This window comes from Methylomonas rapida (assembly GCF_024360925.2).
Taxonomy (GTDB): Bacteria; Pseudomonadota; Gammaproteobacteria; order Methylococcales; family Methylomonadaceae; genus Methylomonas; species Methylomonas rapida.
The window spans coordinates 66,137-79,164 of record NZ_CP113517.1 but is presented as its reverse complement, the minus strand read 5'-3'; the positions used below and the strand labels follow the sequence as shown (position 1 = coordinate 79,164).

General features: G+C 53.4%; 11 protein-coding genes and 1 pseudogene. 7 read left to right on the top strand and 5 right to left on the bottom strand.

Annotation, left to right across the window (positions count from 1 at the left end; translation table 11 throughout):
- Nucleotide 1 precedes the first annotated feature (1 nt).
- Nucleotides 2-916: a glycine--tRNA ligase subunit alpha gene (gene glyQ, locus NM686_RS00325; RefSeq protein WP_255189953.1), complete on the bottom strand. Its 915-nt coding sequence runs from the start codon at nt 914-916 to the stop codon at nt 2-4.
- A gap of 107 nt (nt 917-1,023) precedes the next feature.
- Nucleotides 1,024-2,019 carry a hydrolase gene (locus NM686_RS00320; protein WP_255189952.1) on the bottom strand — a complete coding sequence of 332 codons (996 nt, stop codon included), beginning with the start codon at nt 2,017-2,019 and terminating at the stop codon, nt 1,024-1,026.
- Between the two features lie 110 nt (nt 2,020-2,129).
- On the opposite strand from NM686_RS00320, the gene NM686_RS00315 reads away from it, so the two are divergent.
- The 3 genes from NM686_RS00315 to NM686_RS00305 are packed head-to-tail and all read left to right on the top strand — an operon-like array spanning nt 2,130 to nt 4,363.
- Complete coding sequence (locus NM686_RS00315; RefSeq protein ID WP_255189951.1) at nt 2,130-3,083, top strand: DnaJ C-terminal domain-containing protein; 954 nt, start codon at nt 2,130-2,132, stop codon at nt 3,081-3,083.
- 9 nt (nt 3,084-3,092) lie between these two features.
- Nucleotides 3,093-3,401, top strand: coding sequence for a hypothetical protein (locus tag NM686_RS00310; RefSeq protein WP_255189950.1), 309 nt, complete (start codon nt 3,093-3,095; stop codon nt 3,399-3,401).
- A gap of 2 nt (nt 3,402-3,403) precedes the next feature.
- Nucleotides 3,404-4,363, top strand: coding sequence for a zinc metalloprotease HtpX (locus tag NM686_RS00305; protein WP_329959157.1), 960 nt, complete (start codon nt 3,404-3,406; stop codon nt 4,361-4,363).
- Between the two features lie 752 nt (nt 4,364-5,115).
- Here NM686_RS00305 and speE read toward each other — a convergent pair.
- Complete coding sequence (gene speE, locus NM686_RS00300) at nt 5,116-5,964, bottom strand: polyamine aminopropyltransferase (RefSeq protein WP_255189948.1); 849 nt, start codon at nt 5,962-5,964, stop codon at nt 5,116-5,118.
- An 81-nt stretch (nt 5,965-6,045) separates the two neighbouring features.
- Here speE and speA point away from each other — a divergent pair, with 81 nt between their 5' ends.
- From speA to NM686_RS00280, 4 genes and pseudogenes are all read left to right on the top strand, one after another.
- Nucleotides 6,046-7,869, top strand: coding sequence for a biosynthetic arginine decarboxylase (speA, locus tag NM686_RS00295; RefSeq protein WP_255189947.1), 1,824 nt, complete (start codon nt 6,046-6,048; stop codon nt 7,867-7,869).
- A gap of 143 nt (nt 7,870-8,012) precedes the next feature.
- Complete coding sequence (locus NM686_RS00290; protein ID WP_255189946.1) at nt 8,013-8,555, top strand: arylesterase; 543 nt, start codon at nt 8,013-8,015, stop codon at nt 8,553-8,555.
- A gap of 47 nt (nt 8,556-8,602) precedes the next feature.
- A pseudogene (locus tag NM686_RS00285) lies at nt 8,603-9,478 on the top strand (NAD(P)-dependent oxidoreductase); the annotation flags it as partial.
- A gap of 22 nt (nt 9,479-9,500) precedes the next feature.
- On the top strand, nt 9,501-10,820 hold the full coding sequence (locus tag NM686_RS00280) for a UDP-glucose dehydrogenase family protein (protein ID WP_255189945.1): 1,320 nt from the start codon (nt 9,501-9,503) through the stop codon (nt 10,818-10,820).
- Nucleotides 10,821-10,853: 33 nt separating this feature from the next.
- On the opposite strand, the gene NM686_RS00275 is transcribed toward NM686_RS00280, so the two are convergent.
- A complete protein-coding gene (locus tag NM686_RS00275) occupies nt 10,854-12,251 on the bottom strand; it encodes an amino acid permease (RefSeq protein ID WP_329959156.1) in 1,398 nt (465 codons plus the stop codon).
- 15 nt (nt 12,252-12,266) lie between these two features.
- The gene (locus NM686_RS00270) at nt 12,267-13,010 is read right to left on the bottom strand and encodes a pentapeptide repeat-containing protein (protein ID WP_255189944.1); all 744 of its coding nucleotides are present in this window, start codon (nt 13,008-13,010) and stop codon (nt 12,267-12,269) included.
- Nucleotides 13,011-13,028 lie beyond the last annotated feature (18 nt).

Genomic DNA, 13,028 nt, shown 5'->3' with positions numbered 1-13,028 from the left:
TTTACACTCCCTGTCTGGCAAGAATCGGAAAGCCCAAGGCTTCGCGGCGGGCGTAGTAGGCTTCGGCCACGGATTTGGCCAGATTGCGCACCCGCAAAATGTAGCGTTGGCGTTCGGTGACCGAAATGGCGTGGCGCGCATCCAGCAGGTTGAATGAATGGGAGGCTTTCAAGACCATTTCGTAAGCGGGCAAGGGCAAGTTTTGCTCCAACAGTTTCAGGCATTCCGCCTCGAAGGTATCGAAGCATTGAAACAGGAAATCGACGTTGGCGTGTTCGAAATTGAACGCCGACATTTCCACTTCGTTTTGATGGAACACGTCGCCGTAAGTCACCACACCTTGAGGACCGCGGGTCCAGACCAGATCGAACACCGACTCCACGCCCTGCAGATACATCGCGATCCGCTCAAGACCATAGGTAATTTCGCCGGTCACCGGCTTGCACTCCAGGCCACCGACCTGTTGAAAATAGGTAAATTGAGTCACTTCCATGCCGTTCAACCAGACTTCCCAACCCAAGCCCCAGGCGCCCAGAGTCGGTGATTCCCAGTTGTCTTCGACAAAGCGAATGTCGTGCTCCAGCAAATCCAGCCCCAAATGGCGCAGCGAACCCAGATACAATTCCTGGATATTGTCCGGCGACGGTTTCATCACCACCTGATATTGGTAGTAATGCTGCAAACGGTTGGGGTTTTCGCCGTAACGGCCGTCGGTCGGGCGGCGCGAAGGCTGGACGTAAGCCGCGTTCCAGGGCTCTGGACCAATGGCGCGCAAGAAAGTCGCGGGGTGAAAAGTCCCGGCGCCCACTTCTTGATCCAAAGGCTGCAACAGCACACATCCCTGCTCCGACCAGTATTGCTGCAAGGTCAGAATCAGGCCCTGAAAAGTAGAGACATCGTTTTTGCTTGTCGACACGTCGGGAGCCAATTGAGTGGTAAAAATGCTGTGATTATACCGGAAAAATCAGGCTCAAACAGGGCCGCCACCGGCTGGACCTGGATGCGGGAAGCCAGGGAAGCGGCCTAATTTTTCAGCTTATCGCCCAAAAACGCAGGAATCCTTTTTTCCAGCCAATAGCGGTGCCCAAACCCACGCCGCTTCTCGATGAAACCGACATGCCCCCCGTTGCTGCATATTTCCAATTCCACGGCCGAACTCAGCTCATCGGCTGACGGCAAAACGTCCGGCGTCATGAAGGGATCGTCTCGAGCCTGAATCAATAAAGAAGGCACGCGAATTTTGGGCAAAAACTGTCGCGAACTGGCGCGCCGATAGTAATCGTTTACATCTTTGAAGTCATGTAAACGAGCCACGACGAGATCGTCATATTGCCAGAATGACTGTACCGAAGATAAATCGCCCAGTTGAATCAACTTTTCCGCTTCCGCCATCCTCCCATTTGTCAGCAAATACCGCTTTTTGATATTGATATAGCGCTTCAACTCGTTTAGCAGGTAACCTCGATAAAGCCTGGAAACGCCATGATCCAGCCGCGTGGCGCATGCGCTCAGCACCAACGGCACGCAAATGGCCGCCGCCGCAAACAATTTGACTTTACAACCTTGTTCGCCCAACCACTTCAGCAGCACATTGCCGCCCAACGAAAAACCCACGGCGGCCAATGCGGATTTTGGAAATTGCTGGCGCAGACTTTGATAAACAAACTCAATGTCCTCGGTTTCGCCAGAATGATAACTGCGCGCCAAACGATTAGGCTCACCGCTGCAACCCCGAAAATTCATGGCAACACTGGAAAAACCATGTTGTTTAAGTACATGCTGCAAACCGAGTATGTAGCCCGATTGAGAACTGCCCGCCAAGCCATGGAGCAGGATGACAATCGCGCGATCATCGTCGCCGTACCAATCCAGATCGATAAAATCGCCATCCTCGGTGAACAAGCGCTGACGTTTTCGCATCAACGTTGGCGGCTTGCGCAACAAGGCTGGATAAACGGTTTGCAAGTGGGGGTTATTCAACCACCAGGCGGGTTCAAAACAATGATGGATTATGGACATGGCGCTCGGTTAAAGTACATTCAAAAATGTCACGTCATGGGCTACTTTAATGTTTCCATGTCTGTTCAAGGCCGTAAAACCTGTCGCGACATCATGCGCAAGGGGGATTTTTGCAATACAAGGATTATTATCAAACATTGGGCGTCAAACGCGATGCTTCACTGGAAGAAATCAAAAAAGCCTTCCGCAAACTGGCGCGCAAATATCATCCCGACGTGTCCAAGGAACCCAACGCCGAATCCCGCATGAAGGAAGTCAACGAAGCCTATACGGTGCTATCGGACCCAGAAAAACGCGCGGCCTACGATCAATTGGGTCGCGGCTATCAATCGGGACAAGAATTCAGACCACCGCCGAATTGGGACGCAGGCTTTGAATTTTCCAGCCGGGGCTTCAATCCGCGCGAAGCCGCCGAGTTCAGCGATTTTTTCGCCGAGTTATTTGGCAATATGCGTGGATTTCGCGCCGATACCGGTCAATATTACGGTCGAGATCGTTTCAATGCCCGGGGCGAAGACCATCATGCCAAGGTCATGCTGGACTTGGAAGACAGTTTCCGCGGCGCCTCGCGCCAAATCACGTTGCGGGTACCGCGTGTGGATGCGCAAGGTCGTATGCAACTCGATAGCCGGGTGCTGAACATCAAAATCCCCAAAGGCGTTTACGAACGTCAGATCATTCGCCTGGGCGGCCAGGGAGCGCCGGGCATGGGCAGCGGCAAGGCCGGCGATTTGTTGCTGGAAGTCTGTTTCAATCCGCATCCGCGCTTTCGGGTCGACGGCAAGAATTTACACCTGACCCTGCCGGTGACACCCTGGGAAGCGGCCCTGGGCGCCATGATTCCACTCAATCTCGTCGATACCAGCCTGAAAGTGAAAATACCGGAGGGCACGCAAAGCGGCAGGCAGTTACGCCTTGGCGGCAAGGGCCTGCCAAGCGACCCGCCGGGCGATCTATTACTGGACATACAAGTATTATTACCGCCCGCGACCAGCGACAAAGCGCGGCGGTTTTACCAACAAATGGCTCAGGAACTGGCTTTTGATCCACGCCGCAATCACTGAGGAGACACCATGCCCAATACAGAAATCATGATTGCTACCGTAGTCGAGGAAACCTATCTTTCCGTAGAGCAATTGGCCGCGCTGTGCGCGGTCGAACCGGATTGGGTTTTGCAGCACCTCCAGGACGGCCTACTGTCTGCGGCAAAATTGGAAAGTGGCGCCTGGTGCTTTTCCTCGGTGGAACTGACCCGTGCCAAACGCATCTTGACGATAGAACGCAACTTCGATGCCCTACCGGAATTGGCGGCCTTGGTGGCCGATCTGCAGGAAGAGCTGGATAGCTTACGACGACAATTGCTGCGCGCAGGCAAACGCTAACCATGTCCGTCCCGCCTCCCTTACGGCCTCATCAATGGCGCAATCGTTTGCAAACGGCGTTGTTGATCATCCTGCTACTGACAATCAGCGGCCTGGTTGGTAATTTGCTGCTGGGTGCAATAGGACTGTGGATCGCCTTGGGCGGCGCCTTACTGACATTGATTCTCGAACCCGTCGCCGCCTGGCGCATGACGCTGCGTCTTTATCAAGCGAGACCAATCTATCCCACCGAAGCACCTGATCTGTGGCGGATCGTCACGATTCTGAGTCAACGCGCCGAATTACCCGCCACACCGGTGCTTTATTACATCCCCAGCCCAATGATCAATGCATTCGCGGTCGGGCACGGCAAACACGCCGCGATCGCCTTGACTTATGGCCTGCTAAGCAAATTGACTCTACGCGAACTAAGCGGCGTATTGGGCCATGAAATAGCCCATATTGCGCATGGCGATTTGAAAGTCATGGGACTGGCGGATTACATTAGCCGCCTGACCAATTTACTTTCCACCGCAGGACAACTGATGCTGTTGCTGTCATTGCCCATACTGTTCATCGAGGGCTACGGCATCAGCATCAATTGGTTTTCGATGCTGCTGCTTTTGTTTTCACCTCAACTGGCGGTATTGGCCCAGCTAGGCCTATCCAGAGTTCGTGAATACGATGCCGACCAAAAAGCGGCAATCCTGACCGGCGATCCCTTGGGTTTGGCTTATGCTTTGGCCAGAATTGAACACCACAGCCGATCCTGGATAGAAATATTTTTGCCCGGCTGGGGTAACCCGCAGCCTTCATGGCTACGGAGTCACCCACCGACGGAAGAACGTATCAAACGTTTGGAGGGATATGCGATGACTTATTCTGATTTGAAGCCGTCCTTGGCAAGCGATCTTCCTATTGGTTATGCCACTAAAGCCGTTCAGCATGCGCCGCGCTGGCGTGTAGGAGGATTTTGGTATTGAGCTTTATCAAGCCGAATGTAAAAAATGGCCTCTGACTGATTGTTGCTGATTGGCTTTTTTAGTGATGCTGGGTTGCGAATCGGAACTCTCTATTTGATTTGCACTAACATTGGACACGTCCCTGTCGGGCGGTAACAGAAAGAACAATGCCGCAAAAGCAGCTAACACCAAGACAACATTAAACGCTTTTATTTTGATCATTGGTTCCACCTATCTTTAATTACCAATTTTTTGCACTCTAGGCTTTACTGGTTGCATATTAAATGCGGCTAAGCCTGATGGTAAAAGACATTAGCGATTAACATGCCAATTCATTCATTTAACCACGGAATTTCGCTCACCTAAAAACAACGCACTTGACAAGTAACCCAGATTCAATGTAATACATTGTTTTTATTGAAAAATAAAAACACCAACCCAACTTGAAGACACAAACCCTCACGAGTCCTACCCTGAAGAGAAAGAAGTTTTACGCCAGTCCGGCAAAAAAATCTTGATTTTTCTTATGCGGAATAAGCGTCAATCCTGACTTGATCTGACAAAGATGTCAGTTGTGTCAGCCCGGTGAGCAGCCAACCCCGGACAATTAAACCTAAAAAAGCAGCAATCCACGAAAAGCACGACAGAAACCATTGCGTTATGAAGCTTATCAATTCACCTGTTAGGCGCCGCTCTTTGGAGTGATAACTGGTTGAAAATTGAGTGAATTTCGTGTGTTTCGTGGACCAAATGATTTTTCTAGGTTCAAGTATTCATTGTGCAAAAGCTTTCTTGAAAAACTCCGGCATCGCCAGGCTGGCTTTGTGAATATCGCTATTGTAGTAAACGGTATCAAAGCCTTTCGCAGCCGCATCCTGCTCCCTGAAACCGGATAGTTCGACTTTACAGGCCATCGTCGCGCTCCACCAGCCGGAGGGATAAATGCATTGAGGGAAAAACAGGGTCTGCATATGCGTAAAACCGCCGGCCCGCATCTCGTCACGCATTTCTTTTAAAATCTTCATATGCAGCAGTGCTGATTCGCTTTGTTGAATCACGATGCCGTTTGCACTCAAGGCCTTGAAACAATCCTTGTAAAAATCTGCGCAGAACAAGCCTTCCGCCGGCCCGACCGGGTCGGTGCTATCGACGATGATGATGTCCACGCTGTTCGGCTCGGCGTCCTTGACCCATTTGATACCGTCGATGAATTTCAAATCCGCGCGCGGATCGTTGTTCGATTCGCACAGCTCGGGGAAATAGATTTCGGCCAAGCGGGTCACGCGCTCGTCGATATCGATTTGCACTGCCTGCTCGACGCCCGGATGCTTCAATACTTCGCGCAAGGTGCCGCAATCGCCGCCGCCGATGATCCAGACTCGTTTCGGATCGGGATGGGTGTATAAAACGGGGTGGCTCATCATCTCGTGATAAAAAAAGTTATCCCGGGTAGAGACCATGGTGCAACCGTCGATCACCATCAGATTGCCGAACTGCTCGGTCTCGTAGATTTCCAGGAATTGGAATTCGGATTGCTCTTCGTGCAGTTTGCGTTTGATTTTCAGGGAAAAAGCGGTACCGCTGGAAGCTTGCGCTTCGCTGAACCATTGGGCGTCTAACATGAGATGTCCTCAAAAAGTCATAAAAGTCGCGGCATTATACTTTAGAATTTAGCGCTCTTTATGACAGTACGGAGACGCTACGTGACCACACAAACCTGGTCGATCGAACAATCCAAACAACTCTATGCGATACGGCAATGGGGCGATGGTTATTTTTCCGTGAACGGCCAGGGTCATGTCTGCGTCAAGCCGAGGCTCGATAGCGCAACCGAAATCGATTTGTACGAGATTGCGCAAAGTCTGCAAAAAAAAGGCCTACATTTCCCGATATTGGTACGCTTTACCGATATTCTGCGCGACCGCATCCGCCGGCTACAACAAGCCTTCGACCAAGCCCGCCAGGCACACGATTATCAAGGTCATTACACCCCGGTTTATCCAATCAAGGTCAACCAGCAGGGCAATGTAGTCGAAAGCATCGTTTCCGCTGAAAACATAGGCCTGGAAGCCGGCAGCAAGCCCGAATTATTGGCGATATTGGGCCTGGCGAAATCCGGCGGCACCATCGTCTGTAACGGCTACAAGGACAGGCTATATATTCGCATGGCCTTGATGGGCCAACTGATGGGCCTATCGGTCTTCATCGTCATCGAAAAACCGTCGGAACTGGAACTGATCATCGAGGAAGCCGCCAAGCTGAACGTCAAGCCACTATTAGGCCTACGGGTTCGCCTCTCGACCATCAGCGCCGGCAAATGGCAGAACAGCGGCGGCGAAAAATCCAAATTCGGTTTGCACGCCAGCGAAGTGCTGCAACTAGTCACCCGTTTAAAACAAGTCGAAATGTTGGATTGCCTGCAATTGATGCATTTTCACATGGGCTCACAAATCGCCAATATTCACGACATCAAATTGGCACTGAAGGAAGCCGGCCAGTATTACCGGCAGCTGCATATTCTGGGCGCCAATATCAGCACCGTTGATGCCGGTGGCGGTCTGGGCGTCGATTACGACGGCAGCGGTTCACGGCGCGAATGTTCGATCAATTACAGCATGGGTGAATACGCGGACAATATCGTGCGCGCCTTTGCCGAAGCCAGCCACGAACACGGCTTGCCGCAACCCCACATCATCACCGAATCCGGCCGCGCCATCACCGCCCATCATGCGGTGTTGATCACCAACGTCACCGAAGTGGAATGCCTGCAAGGCGTAAATTTAGACCAGGTGGATTTCGCAAACGTCAGCGAAGCCTACCACAACGCCCAATTCGACATGGCCGAGGCCCGCGCCCGTTTCGTGCAAGGCGACATCGGTCTGATAGAACTGGCCGAGGCCGAAAGACACTATGTCGGTCTGTGCCAGCAAATCCAGAACGATTTGAATCTGGACAACCAGCATCACCGGGAAATTTTGCAGGAGCTGGACGAAAAGCTGGCCGACAAGGTGTTCTGCAATTTTTCGCTGTTTCAATCGATGCCGGATATTTGGGGCATAGATCAAATCTTTCCGATCATGCCGATTCATCGGCTGGATGAGGAACCGGGGCGACGCGCGGTCTTGCAAGATTTGACCTGCGATTCCGACGGCCGCATCGATCAATACGTCGATCGGCAAAACATCAGTCATACCCTGCCGTTGCACACGATAGGCGAAAATGAGGACTATCTGATTGGTTTTTTCATGGTCGGCGCCTATCAGGAAATTCTTGGCGATATGCACAACCTGTTTGGCGACACCCATTCGATCAACATAGAATTGGACGGCGACGGCTACCGCTTTGGCGAATTCATGGAAGGCGAGGACGTCAGCGAGTTACTGGATTATGTGCATATTGATACGGCTGCGTTGAAAACCGCCTATCGGAAAAAACTGGACGCCACCTCATTGAGTGGCGAACAGAAACAGGCGTTCGAACAGGAATTGCTGGCGGGATTGAACGCCTATACTTATTTGGAAAAATAAAAACGGCGAAACATGACAAGGCGACAAACGCCTTAACGTTTTGCCTAGTACATAAACCAAGTTTTCAGGGAGATTTCTCGATGATCAAATGGATGATGGTTTTGATAGTGCTATGCTGCAGCGCTTGTAACAAATCCGAACCAATGCTGACCAAACTGCCGGACGATGCGGTGATTCTGGCGTTTGGCGATAGTCTCACCTACGGCACCGGCGCATCCGCAGAGCACGATTATCCTCATATCCTGGCGCAATTGAGCGGTCGTGAAGTCATTAACGCCGGCGTACCCGGCGAGATCAGCGGCGAAGGCCGCCAGCGTTTGCCGGCGTTACTCGACGAATATCAACCTAGCCTATTGATTCTGATTCACGGCGGCAACGACTTCTTGCGCAAGCTTCCGGTCGATCAAACCCGAGAAAACCTCAAAGCGATGATCGCCGAAGCCAAGCAACGCAATATTGCCGTCGTACTGCTTGGCGTCCCGCAGTTTGGCCTGATGTTTTTGCATAGCGCGGACATTTATGCCGAGCTTGCGGAATCCGAGAAAATTCCCACCGATCTGGAAACCTTGCCAGAGATCATCGCTTCCAACGATCTAAAGTCAGACGCCGTGCATCCCAATAATCAAGGCTACCAGCGCTTGGCGGAGAGCATCGCCGCCCTGTTGAAAAAACAAGGCGCGTTGTGAAGTTGCCGCCCACAAAGCGCTAAAATAACCACCCTTCAGAATTCAGGTCATCGAGGAAACAAGGTATGCAGGCTGGAATGATAGGATTGGGGGCAATGGGTCTAGGGATGGCGCGCAATCTGGCCAAGGCTGGCTATTTGACTCATGTTTACAATCGCACTCACGCCAAAGCCCAGGCCTTGGCGGAGGAATTGAATGTCGCAGCCTGCCATTCGCCACAAGAGCTGGCCGAATGCGTTGACGCGGTATTGATCTGCGTGTCGGCCGATCAGGATGTTTTGGATGTGGTGGCAGCCATTGCAAAAACCGTCAAACCGGGTTCTGTCGTCATCGACATGTCGACCGTCGGCAGTGACACCGCCAAACAGGCCGCCGCGATACTGAAAACCAGGCAGGTCGAGTTTTTGGATGCCCCGGTTTCCGGCGGCGTGGAAGGCGCCAACAAGGGCACGCTGTCCATGATGGTCGGCGGCGAAGCCGACGCTTTAACGCGCGTTCGCCCGGTGCTGGAAGCGATGACGGCACGCATCGAACTGATGGGCGCGACCGGCTCCGGCCAGGCCTGCAAGGCGGTGAATCAAATCATGGCCGCTGGCATCGCCCAAGCCGTGACCGAAGCCTTGGCTTTCGGCGAGGCGCAAGGTCTGGATATGCAAAAAGTCGTCGCTGTGGTGGCGGGCGGCGCGGCCGGTAATTGGTTTCTGCAGCATCGCGGCAAGAGCATGACTCAAGGTATTTTCCAGCCGGGTTTCAAACTGGCCTTGCATCACAAGGATTTGCTGATCTGCCGGAAGATGGCCGAACAAACCGGCATAGCCAGTCCATTGACCGACCACACGTTGGCCGACTATGCCCGGTTGATGCAACAAGGCCATGGCGACGAAGACATTTCGGCCTTGTATCGATTAAAACGAAAACGCTAATTCACTCAACACAGGTGTAAGGATGAAAATCACGGTATTTGGTAGCGGTTATGTTGGCCTGGTGACGGGCGCGTGTCTGGCCGATGTCGGCAATCATGTCGTCTGCATGGACGTCGATCAAAACAAAATCGACCAGCTCAAACAAGGCATCATTCCGATTTACGAGCCCGGCCTGGAGGAAATGGTCAAGGACAACATGGCGGCCGGGCGCTTGCAGTTCACCACCGACGTCCAGGAAGCGGTCGATTTTGGTTTGTTCCAGTTCATCGCAGTCGGCACCCCGCCGGATGAAGACGGCTCCGCCGACTTGCGCTATGTATTGGCCGTCGCCAAAAGCGTGGCCGAGCACATGAGCGACTACAAAATCATCGTCGACAAATCCACCGTACCGGTCGGCACCGCCGACAAGGTCAAGCAAACCGTATTGGACGTGCTGGCACAGCGCGGCGAAAACATCGAATTCGACGTCGTGTCGAATCCTGAATTCCTGAAGGAAGGCTCGGCGCTGGACGATTTCATGAAACCCGACCGCATCATCATCGGCACCGACAACCCCAGAACCGCGGAACTCCTGAAAGCGCTCTACGCGCCGTTCAACCGCAGCCGCGAGCGCGTCATCACCATGGACATCCGTTCCGCCGAACTGACCAAATACGCCGCCAATGCAATGCTGGCCACCAAAATCAGCTTCATGAACGAATTGGCCAATCTGGCCGAACGCCTGGGCGCCGACATCGAGCATGTGCGTCACGGCATCGGCTCCGACAGCCGTATCGGCTACAGTTTCATCTACCCCGGCTGCGGCTACGGCGGCTCCTGCTTCCCCAAAGACGTCAAGGCGCTGGAACGCACCGCCAAGGAAATGGGCTATCACGCCGAACTGCTCAGCGCCGTGGAAAACGTCAACGACCGGCAAAAACACCGCTTGTTCGAAAAAATCTCCGCGCATTACCCAAGCGGCGTCAAAGGCAAGACCTTTGCGTTGTGGGGCCTGGCCTTCAAACCCAACACCGACGACATGCGCGAAGCGCCCAGCCGGGTTTTATTGGAAGCCTTGATCGAAGCCGGCGCGACGGTACAGGCCTACGACCCGGAAGCCATGCACGAAGCGCAACGCATCTACGGCGACAAACCTGGCTTGAAATATTGCGCCAAACAACATGAGGCGCTGGAAAACGCCGATGCGCTGGTCATCGTCACCGAGTGGAAACAATTCCGCAGCCCGGATTTCGATGAGTTAAGCCGTTTGTTAAAAGACAAAGCCATCTTCGACGGCCGCAACATGTACGAACCCAAATTCGTCAAGCAAGCGGGATTGCAGTATTACGCGATTGGGCGGTAATTTATTGGGATGGGCACAAGCAGTGCCCATCCTTTACCCAGCCTGCCGCAACCGGCTATGCTTGATGCCATAGCCAAAATAAATCCCAAAGCCAATCAGCAGCCAGATAAAAAGCCGCAGCCAGGTGTCCAACGGCAAACCCGCCATCAGACTCAAGCAGACTAAAATCCCGCCAACCGGGACATACGGCGACGCGGGACAACGGAAATGGCGCTCCATTTCAGGATGACTGATGCGTAACAACAACACCCCGCCACAAACCAGCACGAATGCAAATAAGGTGCCGATACTAACCAGTTCACCGAGTTTCTCGATCGGCATGAAACCCGCCAGCAAGGCGACCGCGCTGCCGACGATCGCGGTCGACAAATGCGGCGTCCGGAACTGCGGGTGCACGTCGGCGAACAACGGCGGCAACAAACCGTCCGAGGCCATCGCAAAGAAAATCCGGCTTTGGCCCATCAGCAATACCAGCATCACCGAGGTCAACCCGGCGATCGCGCCAATTTTTATGATGGGCGACAACCAGCTCATGCCGATATGATCGACCGCCAGCGCAATCGGCGCGGCGACGTTGAGTTCCTTATACGAAATGATGCCGGTCAGCACGCCGGCCACCAGGATGTAAATCAAGGTACAAACCGCCAAAGAAGCTATGATGCCGAACGGCACGTCCTTCTGCGGATTGACCGCTTCCTGCGCGGCGGTGGACACCGCATCGAAACCGATATAAGCAAAGAAAATTACCCCGGCGCCGGTCAGTATGCCGCCGAAACCAAACGGCGCAAAGTCCGCCCAATTCTCGGTCTGCACATGACCCAAACCGGCGGCTATGAACAGCACGATCACGCTCAATTTGATCAACACCATGACGAAATTGAAAATCGCCGATTGGCGGATGCCGATCACCAGCAAACCGGTCAGCAACAGCACGATGACCACCGCCGGCAGATTGATGAAGCCGGCGGCCGGATCGGCTAGATAGGCCGTCGTCAGATAACGCGGCATATGCAAGCCCAGCGTATCCATGAAACTGGTCAAGTACCCCGCCCAACCTATTGCCACCGTGCTGCTGGCCAACGCATATTCCAACACCAAATCCCAGCCGATGATCCAGGCCATCAATTCGCCCATCGTGGCGTAAGCATAGCTATAGGCGCTGCCCGATACCGGCATCATCGAAGCCAGCTCGCTGTAACACAAGGCGGCCAAGGCACAGGCAACGCCTGCCATCACGAACGAAATCGTGATCGCAGGGCCGGCGTATTTGGCGGCGGCAATGCCCGTCAGCACGAAAATACCGGCGCCTATGACCGCGCCTATGCCCAATAAGGTCAAATCCTTGGCGGTCAAAGTTTGTTTCAGGCTGTTTTCGATCGCCGTCAAAGCATCGACGGATTTGCGCTGTAATAGTTGTTTGGGAATTTGCATGTAGATTCCGAATGATTATTGACCCAGTCCCGCTGGTTTGTGTTGCGCGTTGTCGAAACGGGCACCCGTGGTAATCGCGTCGGTGAAGATAGCGTCGTGTAATTTGGCCGAGGACAAATTGGCGCCAGTCAAATCCGCGCCGGTCAGATCGGCGCCGTCCATGTCGGCCGAATACAAATCGGCATTTTTCAGATTGGCCTTGTTCAATTTGGCGTGTTTCAGCATGGCCCGGCCAAGCTTGCTGTTGCTGAGATTGGCGCCGGTCAGATTGGCACCCTTCAGATTGGCGCGCATCAGGCCCATCGACTGATTTTTCATGTCGGCGGCCCAATCGGCGTTACTGATGTCGGCGTTGCTGAAATTGGCGCCTTCCATGACCGCGATGACCCGGCTGCCGCTGAAATTGGCGCCCGAGGCATCGGCGTGCATCAGGCTGACGCCAAAAATGCTGGTATTGGACAAATCGGCTCCGACCAACTTGATATTGGTCATCACCGTCAAATCCAGGTTCAGACCGGACAAATTGGTATGGCTCAAATTAGCCCGGCGCAAATCAGCCCCCCACAAATCGGCATGGCGAAAATCCAGGCCGGAAAGATCCAGGTCGGTCAAATCCTTACGCTTTAGCGGCGCCGGATGTTGTTTGTCAGCCTTGGCCAGTAATTGCTCGACCTGCGCGCGCGTCAGCTCGCCCGCTTGAGCATTGGAAAAAGCCAATGCCACCAGCAGAAACACCGATAGCTTATGAAAAAATCGCATCTCTCCTCCCGATATATT